Here is a 25,886-nt window from a genome sequence, read left to right on the forward strand (position 1 = left end):
CCATGACGCAGACCAATGCCACCAATGTCGGACCCGCCCGGGGCTTCATCTCCAGGCTGGGCGACCGTGCCTACGGCGTCGCCTTCCTCGTGGTCGTCGCCTCGCTCATCGGGCTGTCCGTCGCCTCGTTCCAGAAGGTCTTCACCGACGTGGTGATGGTGTCCCTGGAGACCGACCGGATCGGGTCGCAGCTGCAGGAGTCCAGCGACGTCAAGCTGCGCGGCCTGATCGTCGGGGAGGTGCGCCGCATCGAGACCACCGGAGACGGCGCCCGGCTGGCCCTGGCGCTGAAGCCGGAGATGGTGTCGCAGATCCCGGCGGACGTCTCGGCGCGGCTGCTGCCCAAGACCCTGTTCGGGGAGCGGTACGTCGACCTCGTGGCCCCGCCGGCCGGGACGCCGCGGCGCGCGATCCGTGCCGGGGACGTGATCGGGCAGGACCGCACGAGCGTGGCGATCGAGCTCGAGCGCGTGTTCGAGGACCTGCTGCCGCTGCTGCGCGCGGTCCAGCCGGAGAAGCTGGCCGCGACGCTGAACGCGCTGGCCACCACGCTCGACGGCCGGGGCACCCGGCTGGGGCAGAACCTGGTGCTGGTGGACCGCTACTTCAAGGAGCTCAACCCGCACATGCCGGCGCTGCAGGCCGACATCTCGGGGCTGGCAGACCTGGCGAGCACGTATGCCGTGGCGGCGCCCGAGCTGGTCCGCGCGGCCAGGGCGCTGGTGACGACGAACACGACGATCGTGCAGAAGCAGGACTCCCTCAAGGGCTTCTTCGCCGGGACGGCGGGGTTCGCGAACACCACGGCGCGGTTCCTGGAGCGCAACGGTGACCGGGTCATCCAGGCCGGTCGCGTCGGCCGCCCGAGCCTGGCCCTGTTCGCCAAGTACTCGCCTCAGTACCCCTGCATGGCGACGGCGCTGACCAACTGGGTCCCCCACATCGACGGGGCGTGGAAGAACGAGCAGTTCCACATCACGTTGGAGGTCACCCCCCAGCGGCCGGGCTACAAGCCGGGGGAGGAGCCCGCCTGGGGCGAGAAGCGTGGCCCCAACTGCTACGGCCTGCCCGACCGGCACGGCAGCCAGGCCAACCCCCGCCCCGGCATCACCTTCGACGACGGCACCGACGGGGCCTCGGGCAACGGCGCCGGCAGCGCCCTGCCGTCGGCGTTCACCACCGAGAAGGCCGTGGGCATCGCCGAGGCCGACTCCGGTCTCGCCGGCACCGAGGAGGAACAGAAGGTCGTGGCCGCCCTGCTGTCGCGCGACGGGTCCGGGCGTCCGTCTGCCATCGCGACCCTGCTCGCCGGCCCGATGCTCCGCGGAACGGTGGTGAGCCAGCGATGAAGACCTCGTCCAGCCTCGTCAAGCTCATCCTCTTCGCGCTGACCACGCTCCTGGCGACCGGCACCCTCGCGGCCACGATCTCCAACGTGCAGCTCGGCGACAAGGCGACCTACAAGGCCGTCTTCGAGGACGTCACCGGTGTGGCCGCCGGCCAGGAGGTCCGCATCGCGGGGGTCCGCGTCGGCGAGATCGAGAAGGTCTCGGTGCACCGCGACCGCACCAACGCCCTCGTCGAGTTCTCCGTGGCCAAGTCCAGCGTCCTGACGCAGGGCACCCACGCCACCATCAAGTACCGGAACCTCGTCGGCGAGCGCTACCTGGCCCTGACGCAGGGCGTGGGGGACTCTGCCGCCCTCAAGGACGGCGCGACGATCGGGCTCGACCGCACCCAGTCGGCCCTCGACCTGACCGTGCTGTTCAACGGCTTCAAGCCGCTGTTCGCCGCACTCTCGCCCAAGGACGTCAACGAGCTGTCCGGGCAGATCATCTCGGTGCTCCAGGGCGAGGGCGGCAACATCAACTCGCTGCTGGCCAAGACGGCCTCGCTCACCTCGACCCTGGCCGACCGCGACGCCGTCATCGGCCGGACCATCGGCAACCTCAACGCCGTCCTCGCCACTGTCGACGAGCACGACGCGGCGCTCAAGCAGCTCATCGACCAGCTCCAGCGCTTCGTCTCCGGCCTGGCGCAGGACCGCAAGACGATCGGGGCCTCGCTCGAGAACATCAACTCCCTGACCGCCGAGACGGCCGACCTGCTCAAGGTCACCCGGCCCGCCCTCAAGGCCGACATCGCGAACCTGCGCAGGCTCTCGACCACCCTCAACAAGCCGAAGAACACGGCGACCTTCGAGAAGTTCCTCTCGACGTCGCCCGAGAAGATCACGCAGATCACCCGCACGGCGACCTACGGCTCGTGGTTCAACTTCTACCTGTGCCGCTTCGACGGCACCGTGAAGCTGCCCACCGGCCCGGTCTCCCCGTCGTATGCCGTGACTGCAGCGAGGTGCTCATGAGCGTCCCCTTCCGTGAGCGCAACCCCGTCCCGATCGGGGCGGCCGGCCTGCTGGTGATCGCGGTGCTGCTGGCGCTGGCGTTCAACGTGCAGAGCCTGCCCCTGATCGGTGGCGGCGACACCTACCGCGCTGCCTTCAGCGAGGCCGGCGGCCTCATCGAGGGAGACGACGTGCGGATCGCCGGCGTCAAGGTCGGCAAGGTCGAGGCCGTCGACCTGGCCGGTGACCACGTCCGCGTCGACTTCCGCATCACCGAGGACGTGGCCTTCGGCCCCCAGACCGCCGCGTCGGTGCGCATGAAGACGCTGCTCGGGCAGAAGTACCTCTCGCTGGAGCCCGCCGGCGGGGGCCAGATGAGGGCGGGCTCCGAGATCCCGCTCGAGCGCACCGTCTCCTCCTACGACATCGTCAACGCCTTCACCGACCTGGCCCAGACCGCCGAGCGCATCGACACCGACCAGCTCGCGACCTCGCTCGACGTCATGGCCACCGAGTTCAAGGACAGCCCACCGCACGTGCGGGCGGCGCTCGACGGGCTCACCCGCCTCTCGCGCACCATCGCCTCCCGCGACGCCGAGCTGAAGCGACTGCTGTCGGCCGCCAACTCGGTGACCGGCACCGTCGCCGAGCGCAACAAGGCCCTGGAGACCCTCATCAAGGACGCCGACCTGCTCATGGAAGAGCTCAACGCCCGCCGCGACGCCATCCACACGCTGTTCACCAACACCTCGGCGATGGCCCAGCAGGTGACGGCGCTGGTGCGGGAGAACCGGGCGGAGCTCAAGCCGGCCCTCGACCAGCTGACGAAGGTGCTCGCGGTGCTGCAGAAGCACGAGAAGGACCTGAACGACACGATCGCCGCGATGGCGCCGTTCACCCGGCTGTTCTCCAACGTGCTGGGCACCGGCCGGTGGTTCGACACCTACATCGCCAACCTCACGGCGCCGGTCGGCGCCCCGGGGGTGAAGTGACATGCGCATCGGACTCATACCCAAGGTCGTCGCGGCCCTCGTGGTGGTCGCGGTCGTGGCCGGCGCCTACGCCTTCTGGCCGCGCAACGACCGGGTCCGTGTCACCGGGGAGTTCACCCGGGCGGTCGGGCTCTTCCCGGGCTCGGACGTGCGGGTCCTCGGCGTCGAGGTCGGCGAGGTGACCGAGGTCGTGCCGAAGGGCGACAAGGTCCTGGTCAGCTTCGAGTTCGACCGCACGTACTCCGTGCCGGCGGACGCCAAGGCGGCCGTGGTGGCGCCCTCGCTGGTGAGTGACCGCTACGTGCAGCTGTTCCCGGCCTACCAGGGCGGCCCGAAGATGGCCGACGGCGCCCACATCGGCACCGACCGCACGGCCGTCCCCGTCGAGCTCGACCGCATCTCGCAGAGCCTCGACGACCTGCTCGTCGCCCTCGGTCCGCAGGGGGCCAACAAGGACGGCTCGTTCTCGCGGCTGCTGGACACCGGGGCGAAGAACCTCGACGGGCAGGGGCAGCAGCTGCACGACATGAACCGCGACCTCTCGCAGGCCCTCGCGACCCTCAGCGGCGGCCGGAACGACCTCTTCGGCACGGTCAAGAACCTCCAGACCCTCACCTCGATGCTCGCCACCAACGACCAGCAGGTGCGCCGGCTCAACAAGGACCTCGCGACGGTGTCCACCCAGCTCGACGGGGAGCGCGACGACCTCTCCGCCGCGCTGAGGAACCTGGCGATCGCGCTCAACGAGGTCTCCACCTTCGTGAAGGACAACCGCACCGGCGTGAAGACCAACGTCGACCAGCTCGCGGCCGTCACCGGCACGGTCGCCAAGCAGCGCGACGCCCTCGCCGAGACCCTCACCAACGCGCCCGTCGCCATCAGCAACCTGCAGAACGCCTACAACCCCAAGACCGGCACGCTCGACACCAGGTCCAACATGGAGCAGTTCGACGACCCCGCCCTGCTGCTGTGCTCCCTGGTCACCGGGCCGACCGGCACCGGCAACACCGACCTGTGCCGCGACATCGACACCACGCTCGCCCCGGTGACCAGTTCGCTGCAGATGCGCGGCGCCGACCCGACGCTGGGCGGACTGCTGGGAGGGACGCACTGATGAGCACCACGCCCACCACCGCAGACCGGATGCCGGGTGCCCGGCTCCGCCGGGCGGCCGCCGCCCTCGTGGCGGCCGGGACCGCAGCGGCCCTCGGCGGCTGCCAGGGCGCCTACGACCTGCCGCTGCCCGGTGGCGCCGCCGCCCGCGGCGACGTCTACCGGATCACGGCCGAGTTCGCCGACGTGCTCGACCTCGTGCCGCAGTCCTCGGTGAAGGTCGACCAGGTGACGGTCGGCGCGGTCGAGGAGATCGAGCTCAACGGCTGGACCGCCAGGGTCACCCTGCGGCTGCCGAAGACCGTGAAGCTGCCCGACAACGCGACGGCCGAGATCAGGCAGACCTCGCTGCTGGGCGAGAAGTACATCGAGCTGGCGCCCCCGGCCTCGGCCAAGGCGGTCGGCGAGCTGGGCGAGGGGGACAACATCGTGCTCGACCGCACGAGCCGCAACCCCGAGGTCGAGGAGGTCCTCAGCGCCATGTCGCTGCTGCTCAACGGTGGCGGCGTCGCCCAGCTGAAGGTCATCGAGGCCGAGCTCAACAACGCGCTGCGCGGCAACGACCAGGAGATCAAGGACCTCATCGGGCAGCTCGACACCTTCGTCGGGGGCCTGGAGGAGCAGAAGAGCGAGATCGTGCGGGCCATCGACGGCATCGACAGGCTCTCGGCCCGCCTGGCGGCCCAGAAGCAGGACATCGCCCGGGCCATCGAGGCCATGCCGGGTGGGTTGAAGGTGCTCGCCGACCAGCGCAAGCAGCTCGTCGAGATGCTGACCGCCCTCGAGCGGCTCGGTGCGGTCGGGACCGACGTGATCCAGCAGTCCAAGGCCGACACCCGGGCCAACCTCGAGGCGCTCGCACCCATCCTGGCCGAGCTGAACAAGGCGGGCGACGACCTTCCGGCGTCGATGCAGCTGCTGCTGACCTACCCCTTCTCGGACGGCACCCTGGCCGCGATGAAGGGCGACTACACCAACCTGCGCGTCACAGCCGACCTCGACATGCGCAACCTCTCCGGCAACCTCGGCATCCCGACCGCGCCGCCGACCGGAGGCGAGCCCGGGCTGCCCGACGTGCCGCTGCCCGACGTGCCGGACCTGCCGCTGCCGGGGCAGACCCCCGACCCGACCTCGCCGGGCGGTGGAGGCGGCGTGTGCGTGCCGGGGGTCACCTGCCTGGGGTCGGCCGGGTCCGGCAGCTCGTCCTCGGACGGCTCGTGGCGCTCGCTGTACAACGGAGGTGAGGCATGATCCGCCGCTCGGTGAAGGTGCAGCTCATCGCCTTCCTGCTCATCACCCTGGTCACCGTCTCGGTGCTGTCCGCCCGCTACGTGGGTCTCTACGACCGCGTGGTCGGAGGCCAGTACCTCGTCTCCGCGGACTTCGCCGAGTCCGGCGGCATCTTCGTGGGCTCCGAGGTCTCCTACCGCGGCGTCCAGGTGGGCCGGGTCGAGCGCCTGCGGCTCGGCAAGGACGGCGTCATCGTCGACGCCCGGATCCGCCGCGGCGTCCAGATCCCCAGGGACACCGTCGCCGTGGTCGAGAACCGCTCGGCCGTCGGGGAGCAGTACCTCGACTTCCAGCCGCGCTCGCAGGGCGGGAAGAGCCTCGAGGACGGCGACACCATCGCGCGCAAGGACACCCGCACCCCGGTGCGCGTCGACAACCTCCTGCTGCACCTCGACGGGACGGTGCGGTCGGTCGACCGCGACGACCTCAGGATCGTGGTCGACGAGCTCGGCAAGGCCTTCGCCGACGGCGGCACCGACCTGCAGCGGATGCTCGACAGCGGCGACGCCCTGACCCGCGCCGCGACCGAGGCCCTGCCCGAGACGGTCAAGCTCATCGAGGACGGGCGCATCGTGCTCGACACCCAGCGCGACACCTCCGGGCAGATCAAGACCTTCGCCACGAACTTCGCGAACCTCTCCGAGACCCTCAAGGCCTCGGACGCCGACCTGCGGATGGTGCTCGACCGGGGGGCCGTGGCCTCACGCGAGCTCGACGGCCTCATCCGCGAGAACCAGTCGAGCCTCGCGGCCCTGCTGGCCAACCTCATCACCGTCGGCCAGGTCACGACCGCCCGGGTCGACGGCATCGAGCAGCTGCTCGTCACCTACCCGGACGTGATCGCCGGAGGCTACACGGTGGTACCGGGCGACGGCACCGCCCACTTCGGCCTGGTGCTCTCGCACGACCCCGCGGTCTGCAAGCAGGGCTACGAGGGAACCAAGCGCACCGACCCCGCCCGCACGACGGGCCTGCCCCCGGTCAACACCGGCGCCCGCTGCTCCCTCCCTCGGGGCTCGTCCAGCAACGTGCGCGGGGCGCAGAACGCCCCCGGCCCCTCCGGGGCGCGGTCATCGAACTCCTCGGTTCCACTGGCAATCGCCGGCCAGCCCGTATCCCCGGGCGCCTCGGCCTCGTTGGGCACGGCAGCACCCGATGTCTCGGTGCCCCTCCCACCGACGGGAGGTGGACAGGCCGAGCCGTCGTGGCTGTGGATGATGAAGGAGGCTGCTCGATGAGCACGATCACCACCCAGGCCGGGAGGGCGGTGAAGGCCACGGTTCCCGCGAGGCTCCTCAGGGGCAGGACGGGACCGGCGGCCGACGCAACGGACAGGGCCGACACAGCCGACACCACCACGCAGCAGGCAGCCGGGCCACGGTCCGCCCGCCTCACCCCGCGGGGGCTCTGGGGCCTCGCGGCGCTGGTCCTCGTCGCGGCCATCGCCGTGGGGGCCACGTTGGGACGCGAGGCCTGGACAGCGCACCAGACGCAGCAGGCCCGCGCCGAGGCGGTCGCCGCGGCGCGACAGCTGGCAGTCAACTTCGTGACCGTCGACCACCAGCACGTCGACCGCGACACCGCCCGAGTGCGCGCAGGGGCGACCGGCACGTTCCTCGAGAGCTACAGCAGCTCGATCGAGGAGCTGAAGAAGGTGCTGGTGCAGAACAAGACGGTCTCACGGGCCGAGCGCACCGAGGCCGCCCTGGTCTCCGGCGACCTCGACTCCGCCGTGGTGCTGGTCGGCGTGGTCGCGCCGACGCAGAACGCGTCGGTCCCCGACGGCGAGAAGAAGACCTACCGTATGCGCCTGCAGCTGCGGAAGGTGAGCGACGCGTGGAAGGTGGAGAACCTTGAGTTCGTCGGCTGACAAGGTGGCCAGGAACAGCACGCGCCAGCGTCCCCGTGTCGCCGGGCAGCGCTCGCGGACGCGTCCGCAGGGGCAGCGGGCCCACGGCATACCGCCGCTGCCGCCCGCCCGGCCGGAGCGCACCGAGCCTGTCACCCCGGCAGCCCCCACGCGGGAGCCGGCCCCCGAGGCGAAGCCCGAGCCGGCTGCGGCCCCGAAGGGTCAGGCGAGCTCACCGCGCAGGCTGCTGGCACCGCTGGTGGGGCTCGGCCTGGCGGCGGCCCTGCTCGCCGGGTCGGTTGGCCTCGCGCTGAGCGATCCCTCGGGCCAGGAGGCGCAGACGCGGGCGGCCACGAGCACGGCCCGCACGTCGATCGAGCAGATGCTCAGCTACAACTACAAGAGCATCGACGCGCAGGCGGCCCAGATCGAGGGCCTGCTGACCGGCTCCTTCAAGGAGGAGTTCGCGCAGGCCATGGACAAGGACATCAAGCCGCTGGCGGTCAAGAACAAGACCGTCGTGCAGGCCCGGGTGTCCGACGTCGGCGTCATGGAGCAGGCCGAGGGCCGCGTGAAGGTGCTCGCCTTCGTCAACCAGGCGACGGTCGGCGCCGACGCCGCGCAGCCCGCGGTCGACCAGAACCGGGTCATCGCGACCCTCACGCGGGTGGGCGAGCGGTGGCTGATCTCGGACGTCCAGGCGTTCTGAGCGGCCCCGGAGCCGTGCTCCGAACCCCGGCGCGGCACGCCGCGCCGGGGTTCGGCCTTGACGGGGGGCGCGGCTGCCGCCATCCTCATCTGCGTCGCGAGGACCGCGTCGCCGTCACCTGACCGGCAGCGCGAGTCCGGACTCCCGTCGACGGGGGGCTGTGCGCTTTCGCCGCCCCGCTGGACACGGTTGGACTATCCTGCCCTCCTGCGGGTATGCTGTCGCTTTGCGCTGCCCTGTCCTCGATCCCCCGCTGAGTCCGCCAACTCCGGTCGTGCCTTCCCGCACGTTCTGTTGCCGGCCTTCGCGTTGGACCGAGAGCTGGCGCCAGTGCAGACCTCAGTTCTAAAGGCCCGTGGAAGGACCATCCTTGGCTGCCTCGCGCAACGCGACTCAGACTGTGTCCACTGCACGGACGGCTTCCGGCCGTCTGTCCTTCGCGAAGATTCGCGAACCGCTCGAGGTCCCCGACCTCCTGGCGCTGCAAACGGAAAGCTTCGACTGGCTGCTCGGGAACGAGCGCTGGCAGGCCCGCGTGGCAGCCGCCAAGGCCGAGGGCCGCACCGACGTCCCCGACCGTTCCGGCCTCGAGGAGATCTTCGAGGAGATCTCGCCGATCGAGGACTTCAGCGGCTCCATGTCGCTGTCGTTCCGCGACCACCGCTTCGAGGACGTGAAGTACTCCATCGAGGAGTGCAAGGAGCGCGACCAGACCTACTCCGCCCCGCTGTTCGTCACCGCGGAGTTCATGAACACCACCACCGGTGAGATCAAGAGCCAGACGGTGTTCATGGGCGACTTCCCGCTCATGACCGAGCGCGGCACCTTCGTCATCAACGGCACCGAGCGCGTCGTGGTCTCCCAGCTGGTCCGCAGCCCGGGCGTCTACTTCGAGCGCACCCCCGACAAGACCTCCGACAAGGACGTCTACACCGCCAAGGTGATCCCCAGCCGGGGCGCCTGGCTCGAGTTCGAGATCGACAAGCGCGACATGGTGGGCGTGCGCGTCGACCGCAAGCGCAAGCAGTCCGTCACGGTGCTCCTCAAGGCGCTCGGCCTGACCGACGCGCAGATCCTCGAGGAGTTCGGCGACTACGAGTCGATGCGCCTGACCCTGGAGAAGGACCACACGGCCGGTCAGGACGACGCGCTGCTCGACATCTACCGCAAGCTGCGCCCGGGTGAGCCCCCGACCAAGGAGGCCGCCCAGACCCTGCTGGACAACCTCTACTTCAACGAGAAGCGCTACGACCTGGCCAAGGTCGGTCGCTACAAGATCAACCGCAAGCTGGGGCTGGCCGACGAGCTCGGCCACTCGACGCTCTCGGTCGACGACATCGTGGCGACGATCAAGTACCTCGTGGCCCTGCACAACGGCGAGACCACCCTCGAGGGCGCCGCCGGCGAGGTCTCGGTCGAGGTCGACGACATCGACCACTTCGGCAACCGCCGCCTGCGCAACGTCGGCGAGCTGATCCAGAACCAGGTCCGCACCGGCCTGTCCCGCATGGAGCGCGTCGTCCGCGAGCGCATGACCACGCAGGACGTCGAGGCCATCACGCCGCAGACCCTGATCAACATCCGCCCCGTGGTGGCGTCGATCAAGGAGTTCTTCGGCACCTCCCAGCTCTCGCAGTTCATGGACCAGAACAACCCGCTGGCCGGCCTGACGCACAAGCGTCGTCTCTCGGCCCTCGGCCCGGGTGGTCTCTCCCGTGACCGCGCCGGCATGGAGGTCCGTGACGTCCACCCGTCGCACTACGGCCGCATGTGCCCGATCGAGACCCCTGAGGGCCCGAACATCGGCCTCATCGGCTCGCTGGCCTCCTACGGCCGGATCAACGCGTTCGGCTTCATCGAGACCCCGTACCGCAAGGTCGAGTACGGCAAGGTCACCGACGAGGTGCACTACCTGTCCGCCGACGAGGAGGACCGCCACGTCATCGCGCAGGCCAACGCGGCACTGACCGCCGACAGCACCTTCGCGGAGGAGCGCGTCCTCGTCCGCACCAAGGGTGGCGAGGTCGACTACGTCCCGGGTGTCGACGTCGACTACATGGACGTGTCCCCGCGCCAGATGGTGTCGGCGGCCACCGCGCTGATCCCGTTCCTCGAGCACGACGACGCCAACCGTGCGCTCATGGGCTCGAACATGCAGCGCCAGGCCGTGCCGCTGGTGAAGTCCGAGGCCCCGCTCGTGGGCACCGGTATGGAGTACCGCGCGGCGCTGGACTCCGGTGACGTGGTCCGTGCCGAGCAGGCCGGTGTCGTCACCGAGGTCTCAGCCGACCTGGTGACGGTGGCCAACGACGAGGGCGGCACCCGCACCTACCGGATCGCGAAGTTCGCGCGCTCCAACCAGGGCACCTCCTACAACCAGCGCGTGCTGGTTGCCGAGGGTGACCGCCTCGAGGCCGGCGCGGTCATCGCCGACGGTCCCGCGACCGACGGCGGCGAGATGGCCCTGGGCCGCAACCTGCTCGTGGCGTTCATGCCGTGGGAGGGCCACAACTACGAGGACGCGATCATCCTCAGCCAGCGCCTGGTGCAGGACGACGTCCTCTCCTCGATCCACATCGAGGAGCACGAGGTCGACGCCCGTGACACCAAGCTGGGTCCGGAGGAGATCACCCGGGACATCCCGAACGTCTCCGAGGACGTCCTGGCCGACCTCGACGAGCGCGGCATCATCCGCATCGGCGCCGAGGTCCGCGACGGCGACCTCCTGGTCGGCAAGGTCACGCCCAAGGGCGAGACCGAGCTGACCCCGGAGGAGCGCCTGCTGCGCGCCATCTTCGGCGAGAAGGCCCGCGAGGTCCGTGACACCTCCCTGAAGGTGCCCCACGGCGAGACCGGCACCGTCATCGGCGTCAAGGTCTTCGACAAGGACGAGGGCGACGACCTGCCCCCGGGCGTGAACCAGCTGGTCCGCGTCTACGTGGCCAACAAGCGCAAGATCACCGACGGTGACAAGCTCGCCGGCCGCCACGGTAACAAGGGCGTCATCTCCAAGATCCTGCCGGTCGAGGACATGCCGTTCCTGGAGGACGGCACCCCGGTCGACGTGGTCCTGAACCCGCTCGGTGTGCCCGGTCGTATGAACGTCGGCCAGATCCTCGAGCTCCACCTCGGCTGGGCCGCCAGCCGCGGCTGGGAGATCGCGGACAACCCGGAGTGGGCCAAGCTCATCCCCGAGGACGCCCGCAAGGCCGAGGCCGGCACCCGTGTCGCCTCCCCGGTCTTCGACGGTGTGCGCGAGGACGAGATCGTCGGCCTGCTGGACTCGACGCTCAAGACCCGCGACGACGTGCGCCTGATCGACGGCACAGGGAAGGCGAACCTGTTCGACGGCCGCTCCGGCGAGCCGTTCCCGGAGCCGGTGTCGGTCGGTTACATGTACATCCTCAAGCTGCACCACCTCGTGGACGACAAGATCCACGCCCGCAGCACCGGCCCGTACTCGATGATCACCCAGCAGCCGCTCGGTGGTAAGGCGCAGTTCGGTGGCCAGCGCTTCGGTGAGATGGAGGTCTGGGCACTCGAGGCGTACGGCGCCGCCTACGCCCTCCAGGAGCTGCTGACGATCAAGTCCGACGACGTCACCGGCCGCGTGAAGGTCTACGAGGCCATCGTCAAGGGCGACAACATCCCCGAGCCGGGCATCCCGGAGTCGTTCAAGGTCCTCATCAAGGAGATGCAGTCGCTCTGCCTGAACGTCGAGGTCCTGTCCTCCGACGGCAGCCAGATCGAGCTGCGCGACTCCGACGACGACGTCTTCCGCGCCGCGGAGGAGCTCGGCATCGACCTGTCCCGGCGCGAGCCGAGCAGCGTCGAAGAGGTCTGACAGGAAGCCGGTATGCCGTGTGCTCACCCCGGTGAGAAGCGCGCCCCAGGCGCGCCCACGGCATACCGGCGCCCCGCCAAGGACCATCCCTGACAGACCACTTCAGATTTAAGAGACACGAGAGAAGGAACCACGTGCTCGACGTCAACTTCTTCGACGAGCTGCGCATCGGCCTGGCCACGGCGGAGGACATCCGCCAGTGGAGCCACGGTGAGGTGAAGAAGCCGGAGACGATCAACTACCGCACCCTCAAGCCGGAGAAGGAGGGCCTGTTCTGCGAGCGCATCTTCGGCCCCACCCGCGACTGGGAGTGCAACTGCGGCAAGTACAAGCGGGTCCGCTTCAAGGGCATCATCTGTGAGCGCTGTGGCGTCGAGGTCACCCGTGCCAAGGTGCGCCGCGAGCGGATGGGCCACATCGAGCTCGCCGCCCCCGTCACCCACATCTGGTACTTCAAGGGCGTCCCGTCACGCCTGGGGTACCTGCTCGACCTGGCCCCGAAGGACCTCGAGAAGGTCATCTACTTCGCTGCCTACATGATCACCTCGGTCGACGAGGAGCAGCGCCACAAGGACCTGCCCTCGCTCGAGGCCCAGATCGAGGTCGAGAAGAAGGAGTTCGAGAACCGCCGCGACGCCGACGTCGAGGCCCGCGCGAAGCGTCTCGAGTCCGACCTCGCCGAGCTCGAGGCCGAGGGTGCCAAGGCCGACGCCCGCCGCAAGGTGCGCGAGTCGGCCGAGCGCGAGATGAACCAGATCCGCAAGCGCGCCGACCAGCAGATCGAGCGCCTCGAGCAGGTCTGGGACCGCTTCAAGAACCTCAAGGTCCAGGACCTCGAGGGCGATGAGATCCTCTACCGCGAGATGCGCGACCGCTTCGGCCTCTACTTCGAGGGCGGCATGGGCGCGGCGGCGATCCAGAAGCGGCTCGAGACCTTCGACCTCGACGCCGAGTCCGAGTCGCTGCGCGAGATCATCGCCACCGGCAAGGGCCAGAAGAAGACCCGTGCGCTCAAGCGGCTCAAGGTCGTCACCGCCTTCCAGCAGACGTCCAACAAGCCGACCGGCATGGTCCTCGACGCCGTCCCGGTCATCCCGCCGGACCTGCGCCCGATGGTCCAGCTCGACGGTGGCCGCTTCGCCACCTCCGACCTGAACGACCTGTACCGCAGGGTCATCAACCGCAACAACCGCCTCAAGCGACTGCTCGACCTCGGCGCCCCCGAGATCATCGTCAACAACGAGAAGCGGATGCTGCAGGAGGCCGTCGACAGCCTCTTCGACAACGGCCGCCGCGGCCGCCCGGTCACGGGCCCCGGCAACCGTCCGCTGAAGTCGCTGTCCGACATGCTCAAGGGCAAGCAGGGCCGGTTCCGCCAGAACCTGCTCGGCAAGCGCGTCGACTACTCGGGCCGTTCGGTCATCGTCGTCGGCCCGCAGCTGAAGCTGCACCAGTGCGGCCTGCCCAAGCAGATGGCGCTCGAGCTGTTCAAGCCGTTCGTGATGAAGCGCCTGGTCGACCTCGACCACGCGCAGAACATCAAGTCGGCCAAGCGCATGGTCGAGCGGGCCCGCCCGGTCGTGTGGGACGTGCTCGAGGAGGTCATCACCGAGCACCCCGTCCTGCTGAACCGCGCACCCACCCTGCACCGCCTCGGCATCCAGGCCTTCGAGCCGCAGCTGGTCGAGGGCAAGGCCATCCAGATCCACCCGCTCGTCTGCTCCGCCTTCAACGCGGACTTCGACGGTGACCAGATGGCCGTGCACGTGCCGCTCTCCGCAGAGGCGCAGGCCGAGGCCCGCATCCTCATGCTCTCGAGCAACAACATCCTCAAGCCGGCGGACGGCCGCCCGGTGACCATGCCCACCCAGGACATGATCATCGGCCTGTTCCACCTCACCACCGAGGTGGAGGACGGCAAGGGTGCCGGCCGGGCGTTCTCCTCGGTGTCCGAGGCCCGCATGGCCTTCGACGCCGGCGAGCTCGAGCTGGGCAGCAAGATCAAGCTGCGCCTGACCGACGTGGTGCCGGCCCCCGGCACCGAGCTGCCCGAGGGCCTCGAGCCCGACGACCAGGGCCGCGTGCCGGCGCTGACCGTCGAGACCACCCTCGGCCGGGCGCTGTTCAACCAGACCCTGCCGGTGGACTACCCGTTCGTCGACGCGGTGGTGGACAAGAAGCGCCTGTCGGCGATCGTCAACGACCTCGCCGAGCGCTACAGCAAGGTGCAGGTCGCGGCGAGCCTCGACGCGCTCAAGGAGTACGGCTTCCACTGGGCGACCCGCTCGGGCACCACCGTGGCCATCTCCGACGTCGTCACCCCGCCGCGCAAGCCCGAGATCCTCGAGGGCTACGAGGCCAAGGCGACCAAGGTGCAGACGCAGTACGAGCGCGGTCTGATCACCGACGACGAGCGCCGTCAGGAGCTCATCGAGATCTGGACGCAGGCCACGAACGAGGTCGCCAAGGAGATGGAGGCCAACATCCCGCGGACCAACACCATCTACCGGATGGTGTCCTCGGGTGCTCGCGGTAACTGGATGCAGCTGCGGCAGATCGCCGGTATGCGTGGTCTGGTGTCGAACCCGAAGGGTGACATCATCCCGCGCCCGATCCGCGCGAACTTCCGCGAGGGCCTGTCCGTGCTCGAGTTCTTCATCTCGACGCACGGTTCGCGAAAGGGTCTGGCCGACACCGCTCTTCGTACCGCGGACTCGGGTTACCTGACCCGTCGCCTGGTCGACGTCTCGCAGGACGTCATCATCCGCGAGGACGACTGCGGCACCGACCGCGGCCTGAAGATGCCGATCGCCCAGCGCACCTCTGACGGCGCCCTGGTCGAGCACGACGACGTGGAGACCTCCGTCTACGCCCGTACCCTCGCCGAGGACGTGGAGAAGGACGGCCAGGTGCTCGCCGAGGCCGGCATCGACCTCGGTGACGTGGTCATCGACGCCCTCGTCGCCGCAGGCGTCGAGGAGGTCAAGGTCCGCTCGGTCCTCACCTGTGACAGCCGGGTCGGCACCTGTGCCGCCTGCTACGGCCGCTCGCTGGCCACCGGCAAGCTCGTCGACATCGGCGAGGCCGTCGGCATCATCGCGGCCCAGTCGATCGGTGAGCCCGGCACCCAGCTGACGATGCGCACCTTCCACACCGGTGGTGTGGCCGGTGACGACATCACGCAGGGTCTGCCGCGTGTCGTCGAGCTGTTCGAGGCGCGCACCCCCAAGGGTGTCGCCCCGATCGCCGAGGCGACCGGTCGGGTCACCATCGAGGACACCGACAAGGCCCGCAAGATCATGCTGACCCCGGACGACGGCTCCGAGGAGCACGCCTACCCGGTCAGCAAGCGGGCCCGCCTCCTGGTGGGCGACGGCGACCACGTGCAGGTCGGCACCCAGCTGACGGTCGGCTCCATCGACCCCAAGCAGGTGCTGCGCATCCTCGGCCCGCGCGCCGTGCAGATGCACCTGGTCGACGAGGTCCAGAACGTCTACCGCCAGCAGGGTGTGTCGATCCACGACAAGCACATCGAGGTCATCGTGCGGCAGATGCTGCGCCGGATCACGATCATCGAGTCCGGCGACGCCGACCTGCTCCCCGGCGAGCTCGCCGAGCGCGGCCGCTTCGAGGAGGAGAACCGCCGCGTGGTGGCCGAGTCCGGCAAGCCGGCCTCCGGTCGACCGGAGCTCATGGGCATCACCAAGGCGTCCCTGGCGACCGAGTCGTGGCTGTCGGCCGCGTCCTTCCAGGAGACGACCCGGGTGCTCACCGAGGCCGCGATGCACGCCAAGTCGGACCCGCTGCTGGGTCTGAAGGAGAACGTCATCCTCGGTAAGCTCATCCCGGCCGGCACGGGGCTCCCGCGCTACCGGAACATCAAGGTGGAGCCGACGGAGGAGGCGAAGGCCGCCGTCTACTCGATGCCGAGCTACGAGTACGAGTACCCGGTCTTCGGCCCGGGCAGCGGCGAGGCCATCCGCCTCGACGACGCGGAGCTGGGCCTGGACTGACGGCTGTCGCCTGACGCCTTAGCTCATTCGGGGTATTGCCGAGCGCCACAGCGCCCGGCAATACCCCGAATCGCGTCTTCGCCGCCGTGGCGGCTGGGCAGCGTCCAACCGATTTGGTAGGGCACAGGGCAACGGGTATCTTTGAACACTGTGTCTGAGGTGCGCCTCGGGCACGAAGCAGGCCGCAGGGCCGGGGGAGACCCGGGCGCGCAGCGGCCGCAACCTCTCGCCGGGCAATCCACGATCGAAGCAGCACGGGTCGTGCGTGGGGAGTGCAGGGGAGAGCACCGTCGAAGACACACCCGAGCGCGGGGGTCGGAGACGGCAACACCAAGGAGCGCCGGAGGGTCCGCCCGCCGGCACGAACAGACACAACGACGTACGGAGAACAGGTTGCCTACGATCAACCAGCTTGTGCGCAAGGGGCGCCAGGACAAGGTCACCAAGACCAAGACTCCTGCCCTCAAGGGCTCGCCCCAGCGCCGTGGCGTGTGCACGCGTGTGTACACCACCACCCCCAAGAAGCCGAACTCTGCCCTGCGCAAGGTCGCCCGTGTGCGCCTCACCAGCGGCATCGAGGTCACGGCCTACATCCCGGGTGTCGGCCACAACCTGCAGGAGCACTCCATCGTGCTCGTGCGTGGCGGCCGTGTGAAGGACCTCCCCGGCGTGCGCTACAAGATCGTGCGCGGCTCGCTCGACACCCAGGGTGTCAAGAACCGCAAGCAGGCCCGCTCCCGTTACGGCGCGAAGATGGAGAAGAAGTAATGCCTCGCAAGGGACCCGCGCCGAAGCGCCCCCTCGTCGTCGACCCGGTCTACCAGTCCCCGTTGGTGACCCAGCTGGTCAACAAGATCCTCCTCGACGGCAAGAAGTCGATCGCCGAGCACATCGTCTACGGCGCGCTCGAGGGCTGCCGCGAGAAGACCGGCACCGACCCCGTCGTCACCCTCAAGCGGGCGCTCGACAACATCAAGCCGACCCTGGAGGTCAAGTCCCGCCGCGTCGGCGGTGCGACCTACCAGGTGCCGATCGAGGTCAAGCCCGGCCGTGCGACCACCCTGGCCCTGCGCTGGATGGTGGGCTACTCGCGCCAGCGTCGTGAGAAGACCATGACCGAGCGGCTCATGAACGAGATCCTCGACGCCTCCAACGGCCTCGGCGCGTCCGTGAAGCGTCGCGAGGACACCCACAAGATGGCCGAGTCCAACAAGGCCTTCGCGCACTACCGCTGGTAGCAGCGACCGGCGGCGGCCCAGGCCCTCAGGCCCGGGCCGCCCGCCGGCACCAGCAGCTGAAAGGCCGTTCGCACGGCATACGCGCTGCGACAGAACGAACGCACTTCCGCAACGAGCGAGATGAGATAAACGAGTGGCACTCGACGTCCTGACGGACCTGACCAAGGTCCGCAACATCGGCATCATGGCGCACATCGACGCCGGCAAGACGACGACGACTGAGCGCATCCTCTTCTACACCGGTGTCAACCGGAAGATGGGCGAGACCCACGACGGCGCCTCCACCACCGACTGGATGGAGCAGGAGAAGGAGCGCGGCATCACGATCACGTCTGCCGCGGTCACCTCCTTCTGGGAGGGCACCCAGATCAACATCATCGACACGCCCGGCCACGTCGACTTCACCGTCGAGGTCGAGCGCTCGCTGCGTGTGCTCGACGGCGCCGTCGCGGTGTTCGACGGCAAGGAGGGCGTGGAGCCCCAGTCCGAGACCGTGTGGCGCCAGGCCGACAAGTACGACGTCCCCCGCATCGCGTTCGTCAACAAGATGGACAAGCTCGGCGCGGACTTCTACTTCACCGTGCAGACCATCAAGGACCGCCTCGGCGCCGAGCCGCTCGTGCTGCAGCTGCCGATCGGTGCCGAGAACGACTTCATCGGTGTCGTCGACCTGATCTACCGTCGAGCCCTCGTGTGGCCCGGCGACGCCAAGGGTGACGTCACCATGGGCGCCAAGTACGAGATCCAGGACATCCCGGCCGACATGCTCGAGAAGGTCGAGGAGTACCGCCACCACCTCGTCGAGCGTGTGGCCGAGTCCGACGACGCCCTCATGGAGAAGTACCTCGGCGGCGAGGAGCTGACCCCCGAGGAGCTCAAGGCCGGCATCCGCAAGCTGACGGTCAACTCCGAGCTCTACCCGGTGCTGTGCGGCTCCGCGTTCAAGAACCGCGGTGTGCAGCCGATGCTCGACGCGGTCGTCGACTACCTGCCGTCGCCGCTCGACGTCGAGGCCATGAAGGGTCACAAGCCCGGCCACGAGGACGTCGAGATGACCCGCGAGCCCAGCAAGGACGCGCCGTTCTCGGCGCTGGCCTTCAAGGTCGCCTCGCACCCGTTCTTCGGCACCCTCACCTTCATCCGGGTCTACTCCGGCCGCGTCGCCGCGGGCTCGCAGGTCGTCAACACGACCAAGGGCAAGAAGGAGCGCATCGGCAAGCTTTTCCAGATGCACGCCAACAAGGAGAACCCGGTCGAGGAGGCCCTCGCCGGCCACATCTACGCTGCGATCGGCCTCAAGGACACCACCACCGGTGACACCCTGAGCGACCCGAACGAGCAGATCGTGCTCGAGTCGATGACCTTCCCGGACCCGGTGATCCAGGTCGCCATCGAGCCCAAGACCAAGGGCGACCAGGAGAAGCTGTCGACGGCCATCCAGAAGCTCTCCGCCGAGGACCCCACCTTCCAGGTGCACCTCGACGAGGAGACCGGCCAGACGATCATCGCCGGCATGGGCGAGCTCCACCTCGACATCCTCGTCGACCGCATGAAGCGGGAGTTCAAGGTCGAGGCCAACGTCGGCAAGCCTCAGGTGGCGTACCGCGAGACGATCCGCAGGGCCGTCGAGAAGTACGACTACACCCACAAGAAGCAGACCGGTGGCTCCGGCCAGTTCGCGAAGGTGCAGGTCACCATCGAGCCCCTGGAGGCCCAGGAGTCCGGCGAGCTGTACGAGTTCAACAACGCGGTCACCGGTGGTCGCGTCCCGCGCGAGTACATCCCGTCGGTGGATGCCGGCATCCAGGACGCCATGCAGTACGGCGTGCTGGCCGGTTACCCGATGGTCGGCATCAAGGCCACCCTGGTCGACGGTGCCTACCACGACGTCGACTCCTCGGAGATGGCGTTCAAGATCGCCGGCTCGATGGCGCTGAAGGAGGCCGTCCGCAAGGCGGACCCCGTTCTGCTCGAGCCGATGATGGCCGTCGAGGTGCGTACGCCCGAGGACTACATGGGCGACGTCATCGGCGACATCAACTCCCGCCGTGGCCAGATCCAGGGCATGGAGGACATCTCGGGTGCCAAGGTCGTGCGCGGCCTGGTCCCGCTGTCCGAGATGTTCGGCTACGTCGGCGACCTGCGCTCCAAGACGCAGGGCCGGGCGAGCTTCTCGATGGAGTTCGACTCCTACGCCGAGGTCCCCAAGGCCGTCGCCGAGGAGATCATCAAGAAGACCCGGGGTGAGTGACCGGTAGGATGCCGGTCGCACACCGCGATTCAGTTACACCACCCACAAACGGCGCCACGTCCTGCCTGGTCGTACGGCGTAACACAAAACAGTCCTGAGGAGGACCACCAGTGGCGAAGGCAAAGTTCGAGCGGACTAAGCCGCACGTCAACATCGGCACCATCGGTCACATCGACCACGGTAAGACGACGCTGACGGCAGCGATCTCCAAGGTCCTGCACGACAAGTACCCGGACCTGAACCCGCAGTTCGCGTTCGAGGACATCGACAAGGCGCCCGAGGAGAAGCAGCGCGGTATCACCATCTCCATCGCGCACATCGAGTACCAGACGGAGAAGCGTCACTACGCTCACGTCGACTGCCCGGGCCACGCCGACTACGTGAAGAACATGATCACGGGTGCGGCGCAGATGGACGGCGCGATCCTCGTGGTCGCCGCCACCGACGGCCCGATGCCCCAGACGAAGGAGCACGTCCTCCTGGCCCGCCAGGTCGGCGTCCCCTACATCGTCGTGGCGCTCAACAAGGCCGACATGGTCGACGACGAGGAGATCCTCGAGCTCGTCGAGATGGAGGTCCGTGAGCTGCTCTCGGCCTACGAGTTCCCGGGCGACGACCTGCCGGTCGTCAAGGTCTCGGCGCTCAAGGCCCTCGAGGGCGACGCCGAGTGGGGCAAGTCCGTGCTCGACCTCATGGACGCGGTCGACGAGTCCATCCCGGAGCCGGAGCGCGAGATCGACAAGCCGTTCCTCATGCCCGTCGAGGACGTCTTCACGATCACCGGTCGTGGCACCGTCGTCACCGGCCGCATCGAGCGCGGTGTCCTCAAGGTCAACGAGGAGGTCGAGATCGTCGGCATCCACACCGGCCCGCCGGCCAAGACCACCGCGACCGGCATCGAGATGTTCCGCAAGCTCCTCGACGAGGGTCGTGCGGGCGAGAACGTCGGCCTGCTCCTGCGCGGCACCAAGCGCGAGGACGTCGAGCGCGGGCAGGTCATCTGCAAGCCGGGCTCGATCACCCCGCACACCGAGTTCGAGGCGAACGTCTACATCCTGTCCAAGGACGAGGGCGGCCGTCACACGCCGTTCTACGACAACTACCGTCCGCAGTTCTACTTCCGTACGACTGACGTGACCGGCGTTGTCCACCTGCCCGAGGGCACCGAGATGGTCATGCCCGGTGACAACACCGAGATGAAGGTCGAGCTCATCCAGCCGATCGCCATGGAGGAGGGCCTCAAGTTCGCGATCCGCGAGGGTGGCCGCACCGTCGGCGCCGGCCGCGTCACCAAGATCACCAAGTGACCTGACGCTCCTCGAGCACCACACTGAAGGCCCCGCAGCTTCGGCTGCGGGGCCTTCGGCGTCCCTGCGTGCCCGCGGCGCTCAGGGGCCGGTCGTGAGGAGGTCGGGCGCGATGTCCCGCACCGACGCCACCCCGCTCAGGCCCATCGTGAGCTCGAGCTCGGCGACGAGGTTGGCCAGCACCTCGCGGACTCCCTCCTGCCCGGCGACCGCCAGGCCGTAGACCCAGGGCCGCCCGATGCCGACCGCGTCGGCGCCGAGGGCCAGCGCCTTGAGCACGTCGGCCCCGGTGCGCACGCCGCTGTCGAGCACGACCACCGTGTCCGGGCCGACGGCCTCGCGGACCGCCGGCAGGGCGTCGAGGGAGGCGAGCGCACCGTCGACCTGGCGCCCGCCGTGGTTGGAGACGACGACCCCGCTGGCGCCGGCCTCCACCGCCCGGCGGGCGTCGTCGGGGTGCAGCACTCCCTTGACCAGCAAGGGCAGCCGCGTGCGGTGGCGCAGCGTCGCGAGGTCGTCCCAGCTCAGGCCCGGGTTCGAGTAGAGGTCGAGGAAGGCCTCGACCGCGGCACGGGGGACCGGCGAGCGCAGGTTGTCGCGGAACCGGCCCGGGTGTTGCCGGGTGATGGAGAGCAGCGAGCGCAAGGCCGCGGGCGTGGGTCGCACGGGTGCAGCCGGCCCGCGAGGTACGGCGAGCCGCTCGGCGACGATCTGGCGGAAGCGGGGGTCGGAGGTGTACTGCGCGATGCCGATGCCCCGGGTGAAGGGCAGGCTGCCCAGGCCGAGGTCCAGCGGTCGCCAGCCGAGCGTGGTGGTGTCCACGGTGACGACGAGCGCGTCGGACCCGATGGCCTCGGCCCGGGCGACCATGCTGTCGACGAGCTGCTCGTCGGTGCTCCAGTAGAGCTGGTACCAGCGCGGGCCCTGGCCCATGGCCGCCGCGACGTCCTCCATGGGGCTGCAGCCCTGGCTGGAGATGACGAAGGGGATGTCGAGCGAGGAGGCCGCAGCGGCGGCCAGCGTGTCGCTGTCCCTTCGGGCCACGGCGGCCGCACCGACCGGCGACAGGACCAGGGGAGTGGGCAGGGCCCGGCCGAACAGCTCGACGCCGAGGTCCCGCCGGACGGAGCCGGGCAGCATCCGGGGCACGATCGACCAGCGCGCGAAGGCGGCACGGTTGGCGGCCATGGTCAGCCCGGCTCCGGCACCGCCGCTGACGTAGGCCCAGGCCCGCTCCGACATCACCGAGCGGGCACGCCGCTCCAGCGCTGCCGTGTCCACGGGCACCCTGGGCCGGCGCCCCAGCACCCCCGCCCGGTAGACCTCGCCCTGCCGGGTCCGCCCCGGCCCCGGGCCAACCGCAGGCCTGCTCGTGCTCGTCATCGTCGCTCCCGCCGCGTGCCGCCGTGGTGCCGGTGTCCGGCCCCAGTATCGCCCGACGCGCAGCCTGCGGACGGGGTACCTAGAGTCGAGGAGGGCGACATCTCCCCACAAGGATCACTGCACCGAAAGGAGCCGGCGATGGCTCGCGAAGGCGCCAGCGTCGAGAAGGCGCGGACCGCACCGCACGAGGACGACGACCGCAAGCCCGGTTCGCCGTCCGACCTGGTCAAGCCGGCCTGGACCTACACCGCCAAGAAGGCCTGGATGGAGTTCGGCCGCGACCAGTGCACCGACCTCGCCGCGGCCCTGACCTACTACGCCGTGCTGGCGATCTTCCCGGCGATGCTGGCCCTGGTCTCGCTGCTCGGCGTCTTCGGCCAGGGGCAGTCGACGACCGAGGCCCTGCTCGACATCGTGCGCCAGCTGGGACAGGGGAGCGCCGCCGACGCCCTCCAGGGCCCGATCGAGCAGATGACCCGCACCCAGGCGGCGGGTTTCGCGTTCGTCTTCGGAATCGTCGGCGCCATCTGGTCCGCATCCGGCTACATCGGCGCCTTCGGCCGGGCGATGAACCGCATCTACCAGATCGACGAGGGCCGCCCGGTGTGGAAGCTGCGCCCGCTGCAGCTGCTGCTGACCCTGGCGGGCATCATCCTGGTCGCGCTGCTGCTCATCGGCCTCGTCGTGAGCGGGCCGCTCGCGCGGTCCATCGGCGACGTCATCGGTCTCGGCGACACGGCCGTCACTGTGTGGGGCATCGCGAAGTGGCCGGTGATGCTGGCCATCGTCATCGTCCTGGTCGCCGTGCTCTACTACGCCACCCCCAACGTCAGGCAGCCGAAGTTCCGCTGGATGAGCGTCGGCGCCGCCATCGCGATTCTCGTGTGGTTGCTGGCGTCGGTCGCCTTTGGCTTCTACGTCGCCAACTTCGGCTCCTACAACAAGACCTACGGCTCGCTCGCCGGCGTCATCGTCTTCCTGCTGTGGCTGTGGATCACGAACCTGGCGCTGCTCTTCGGGGCCGAGGTCGACGCCGAGCTCGAGCGCTCCCGCGAGCTGCAGGCGGGCATCGAGGCCGAGGAGACCATCCAGCTGCCGCCACGGGACACCCGGGCCTCGGACAAGAAGGCCGAGAAGCTCCAGGAGAAGGTCGAGGAGGGCCGGCGGCTGCGCGAAGAGGCCCAGCGCAACGGCGCCCACAACGGCGCCCACAACGGCGCTCACAACGGGGCACAGGAGCGCTGACGTCCGCCACCCGGCATACGATGTCGTCGCCGTGCCGCCCGCCCAGGGGCCGCGCGACGCGCCACGCGAGCGGGTATGCCGGGGGCTCCCGACCCGATTTGGTAGGTCGCCGATGCTCTGGCACACTGGTCCGGTTGCTTGTCGCGCGTTGCTGACCCATGTCAGCGCCGCCACCCCGGTGACACGACTCGAACCGGCGCTGCTGACGCAGCCCGGGGCGACACTCCAGGGAAGCGCAAGCCCCGGCTCCGCCGGATATCCGAGAAAGCCGCACGATATGCGTGAGAACGCCTGTCGTCGGGCCGCGAAGCGGGTGCGACACACCCGACCGCGGGGGTCGGAGATCCGTGAGCCGGCCACATGCAAGCTGTACGGCGAGAGAGAGACGTAACGGAGATGGCGGGACAGAAGATCCGCATCCGCTTGAAGTCGTATGACCACGAGGTCATCGACAACTCGGCGCGCAAGATTGTCGACACGGTGACCCGTGCTGGCGCGACGGTGGTCGGCCCCGTGCCGCTGCCCACGGAGAAGAACGTCTTCGTGGTCATCCGCTCGCCCCACAAGTACAAGGACAGCCGCGAGCACTTCGAGATGCGAACCCACAAGCGCCTGATTGACATCATCGACCCGACGCCGAAGGCCGTCGACTCGCTGATGCGACTCGACCTTCCGGCTGACGTCAACATCGAGATCAAGCTCTGAGGCTGACGACATGACCACGACTGCTACCAAGACGGTGAAGGGCGTGCTCGGCGAGAAGCTGGGCATGACCCAGGTCTGGGACGCCGACAACCGGCTCGTCCCCGTGACCGTGATCAAGGCCGGCCCCTGCGTCGTCACCCAGGTGCGCGACGCCGGCACCGACGGCTACGCCGCGGTCCAGATCGCCTACGGCGCGATCGACCCGCGCAAGGTCAACAAGCCGATGGGCGGCCACTTCGAGAAGGCCGGTGTGACCCCGCGCCGCCACCTCGTCGAGCTGCGCACCGCCGACGCGGGCGAGTACACCCTGGGCCAGGAGATCACCGCCGAGCTCTTCGAGGCCGGCCAGGAGATCGACGTCACCGGCACCACCAAGGGCAAGGGCTTCGCCGGTGTCATGAAGCGTCACGGCTTCAAGGGTGTCTCCGCCTCGCACGGCGCGCACCGCAACCACCGCAAGCCGGGCTCGATCGGTGGCTGCGCCACCCCGGGTCGCGTCTTCAAGGGCATGCGCATGGCCGGCCGCATGGGCGGCGTGCGCCAGACCACCCAGAACCTCACCATCCACGCCGTGGACGCGGAGAAGGGTCTGCTGCTCGTCAAGGGTGCCGTCCCCGGCCCCCGCGGCGGCCTGGTCCTGGTTCGCACGGCTGCCAAGGGAGCCTGAGCCTGATGCCTACTGCTGAGAAGAACCTGCCCGCCGAGATCTTCGACGTCCAGGTCAACGTCCCCCTGATCCACCAGGTCGTCGTGGCGCAGCTCGCTGCCGCGCGTCAGGGCACGCACTCCACCAAGACCCGCGGCGAGGTCCGCGGCGGTGGCCGCAAGCCCTACCGCCAGAAGGGCACCGGCCGCGCCCGCCAGGGCTCGACCCGTGCGCCCCAGTTCGCCGGTGGTGGCGTGGTCCACGGCCCGCAGCCGCGCGACTACGCCCAGCGCACCCCCAAGAAGATGAAGGCTGCCGCCCTGCGCGGAGCCCTCTCCGACCGGGCCCGCCACGGCCGCATCCACGTCGTCGACTCGCTGGTCACCGGTGACGCCCCGTCCGCCAAGGACGCGCTGGCGCTCCTGTCCGGCTTGACCGAGCGCAAGAACCTGCTCGTCGTGCTGACCCGCGACGACGAGGTCTCGTTCAAGTCGGTGCGCAACCTGGCCGACGTCCACGTCCTCGTGGCCGACCAGCTGAACACCTACGACGTGCTCTGCGCCGACGACGTCGTCTTCACCCAGGCCGCCCTCGACGCCTTCGTGGCGGGGCCGGCCAAGGCTGACAAGGAGGAGGCCAAGTGAGCGCTCACAAGGACCCCCGCGACATCCTGATCGCGCCGGTCGTCTCGGAGAAGTCGTACGGCCTCCTCGACGAGGGCAAGTACACCTTCATCGTGGACCCGCGGGCGAACAAGACCGAGATCAAGATCGCGGTCGAGCGTGTGTTCGGCGTCAAGGTCGACTCGGTCAACACCCTGAACCGTCCGGGCAAGACCCGCCGCACGCGGTTCGGCCTCGGCAAGCGCAAGGACACCAAGCGCGCGATCGTCACCCTCCGCGAGGGCTCGATCGACATCTTCGGTGCGGGCGCCTGACGAGAACGCTTGAGGAACTG

Annotated in this window: 20 protein-coding genes; 19 read left to right on the forward strand and 1 reads right to left on the reverse strand. The window is 69.2% G+C overall.

The window, feature by feature from the left end; all coding sequences use genetic code 11:
• Positions 1 to 2 precede the first annotated feature (2 nt).
• The 14 genes from P0Y31_RS12940 to tuf all read left to right on the forward strand — a co-directional run bounded on the left by P0Y31_RS12940 (position 3) and on the right by tuf (position 20,950).
• Positions 3 to 1,349: an MCE family protein gene (locus P0Y31_RS12940; RefSeq protein WP_275870041.1), complete on the forward strand. Its 1,347-nt coding sequence runs from the start codon at positions 3 to 5 to the stop codon at positions 1,347 to 1,349.
• Complete coding sequence (locus P0Y31_RS12945; protein ID WP_275870043.1) at positions 1,346 to 2,365, forward strand: MlaD family protein; 1,020 nt, start codon at positions 1,346 to 1,348, stop codon at positions 2,363 to 2,365. The genes P0Y31_RS12940 and P0Y31_RS12945 overlap by 4 nt, the downstream gene beginning before the upstream one ends.
• The gene (locus P0Y31_RS12950) at positions 2,362 to 3,336 is read left to right on the forward strand and encodes an MCE family protein (RefSeq protein WP_275804933.1); all 975 of its coding nucleotides are present in this window, start codon (positions 2,362 to 2,364) and stop codon (positions 3,334 to 3,336) included. Before P0Y31_RS12945 ends, P0Y31_RS12950 begins: the two co-directional genes overlap by 4 nt.
• Before the next feature lies 1 nt (position 3,337).
• Complete coding sequence (locus tag P0Y31_RS12955; protein ID WP_275870045.1) at positions 3,338 to 4,450, forward strand: MCE family protein; 1,113 nt, start codon at positions 3,338 to 3,340, stop codon at positions 4,448 to 4,450.
• Positions 4,450 to 5,700: an MCE family protein gene (locus P0Y31_RS12960; RefSeq protein ID WP_275870047.1), complete on the forward strand. Its 1,251-nt coding sequence runs from the start codon at positions 4,450 to 4,452 to the stop codon at positions 5,698 to 5,700. Before P0Y31_RS12955 ends, P0Y31_RS12960 begins: the two co-directional genes overlap by 1 nt.
• The gene (locus P0Y31_RS12965; protein ID WP_275870049.1) at positions 5,697 to 6,977 is read left to right on the forward strand and encodes an MlaD family protein; all 1,281 of its coding nucleotides are present in this window, start codon (positions 5,697 to 5,699) and stop codon (positions 6,975 to 6,977) included. The genes P0Y31_RS12960 and P0Y31_RS12965 overlap by 4 nt, the downstream gene beginning before the upstream one ends.
• A complete protein-coding gene (locus P0Y31_RS12970) occupies positions 6,974 to 7,609 on the forward strand; it encodes a hypothetical protein (protein ID WP_275870051.1) in 636 nt (211 codons plus the stop codon). The genes P0Y31_RS12965 and P0Y31_RS12970 overlap by 4 nt, the downstream gene beginning before the upstream one ends.
• Positions 7,593 to 8,297 (forward strand): hypothetical protein, encoded by a 705-nt coding sequence (locus P0Y31_RS12975; RefSeq protein WP_275870053.1) that lies wholly within the window; start codon positions 7,593 to 7,595, stop codon positions 8,295 to 8,297. Before P0Y31_RS12970 ends, P0Y31_RS12975 begins: the two co-directional genes overlap by 17 nt.
• A gap of 370 nt (positions 8,298 to 8,667) precedes the next feature.
• Positions 8,668 to 12,141, forward strand: a complete 3,474-nt coding sequence (gene rpoB / locus P0Y31_RS12980; RefSeq protein ID WP_275870055.1) for a DNA-directed RNA polymerase subunit beta — start codon at positions 8,668 to 8,670, stop codon at positions 12,139 to 12,141.
• Between the two features lie 134 nt (positions 12,142 to 12,275).
• Entirely contained in the window at positions 12,276 to 16,154 is a 3,879-nt protein-coding gene (locus P0Y31_RS12985; protein ID WP_275870057.1) for a DNA-directed RNA polymerase subunit beta', read from the forward strand.
• 393 nt (positions 16,155 to 16,547) lie between these two features.
• A complete protein-coding gene (rpsL, locus tag P0Y31_RS12990) occupies positions 16,548 to 16,922 on the forward strand; it encodes a 30S ribosomal protein S12 (protein WP_056883290.1) in 375 nt (124 codons plus the stop codon).
• Positions 16,922 to 17,392 (forward strand): 30S ribosomal protein S7, encoded by a 471-nt coding sequence (gene rpsG, locus P0Y31_RS12995; protein ID WP_275804916.1) that lies wholly within the window; start codon positions 16,922 to 16,924, stop codon positions 17,390 to 17,392. Before rpsL ends, rpsG begins: the two co-directional genes overlap by 1 nt.
• Before the next feature lie 133 nt (positions 17,393 to 17,525).
• Positions 17,526 to 19,643, forward strand: a complete 2,118-nt coding sequence (fusA, locus tag P0Y31_RS13000) for an elongation factor G (protein ID WP_275804915.1) — start codon at positions 17,526 to 17,528, stop codon at positions 19,641 to 19,643.
• Positions 19,644 to 19,753: 110 nt separating this feature from the next.
• The gene (gene tuf, locus P0Y31_RS13005; RefSeq protein ID WP_275804913.1) at positions 19,754 to 20,950 is read left to right on the forward strand and encodes an elongation factor Tu; all 1,197 of its coding nucleotides are present in this window, start codon (positions 19,754 to 19,756) and stop codon (positions 20,948 to 20,950) included.
• Between the two features lie 81 nt (positions 20,951 to 21,031).
• Here the strand turns inward: tuf and P0Y31_RS13010 are convergent, their stop codons facing one another.
• Positions 21,032 to 22,231: an alpha-hydroxy-acid oxidizing protein gene (locus P0Y31_RS13010; RefSeq protein WP_345803638.1), complete on the reverse strand. Its 1,200-nt coding sequence runs from the start codon at positions 22,229 to 22,231 to the stop codon at positions 21,032 to 21,034.
• Between the two features lie 240 nt (positions 22,232 to 22,471).
• On the opposite strand from P0Y31_RS13010, the gene P0Y31_RS13015 reads away from it, so the two are divergent.
• The 5 genes from P0Y31_RS13015 (at position 22,472) to rplW (ending at position 25,866) form a co-directional block, all read left to right on the forward strand.
• Entirely contained in the window at positions 22,472 to 23,578 is a 1,107-nt protein-coding gene (locus P0Y31_RS13015; protein WP_275870062.1) for a YihY/virulence factor BrkB family protein, read from the forward strand.
• A 396-nt stretch (positions 23,579 to 23,974) separates the two neighbouring features.
• The gene (rpsJ, locus tag P0Y31_RS13020; RefSeq protein ID WP_009775966.1) at positions 23,975 to 24,283 is read left to right on the forward strand and encodes a 30S ribosomal protein S10; all 309 of its coding nucleotides are present in this window, start codon (positions 23,975 to 23,977) and stop codon (positions 24,281 to 24,283) included.
• 10 nt (positions 24,284 to 24,293) lie between these two features.
• A complete protein-coding gene (gene rplC / locus P0Y31_RS13025) occupies positions 24,294 to 24,950 on the forward strand; it encodes a 50S ribosomal protein L3 (RefSeq protein ID WP_275870065.1) in 657 nt (218 codons plus the stop codon).
• A gap of 5 nt (positions 24,951 to 24,955) precedes the next feature.
• Positions 24,956 to 25,573, forward strand: coding sequence for a 50S ribosomal protein L4 (rplD, locus tag P0Y31_RS13030; protein ID WP_275804898.1), 618 nt, complete (start codon positions 24,956 to 24,958; stop codon positions 25,571 to 25,573).
• Positions 25,570 to 25,866 carry a 50S ribosomal protein L23 gene (rplW, locus tag P0Y31_RS13035; protein WP_275804896.1) on the forward strand — a complete coding sequence of 99 codons (297 nt, stop codon included), beginning with the start codon at positions 25,570 to 25,572 and terminating at the stop codon, positions 25,864 to 25,866. Before rplD ends, rplW begins: the two co-directional genes overlap by 4 nt.
• The last annotated feature ends 20 nt before the right edge of the window (positions 25,867 to 25,886 follow it).

The organism is Knoellia sp. 3-2P3 (assembly GCF_029223115.1).
Taxonomy (GTDB): Bacteria; Actinomycetota; Actinomycetes; order Actinomycetales; family Dermatophilaceae; genus Pedococcus_A.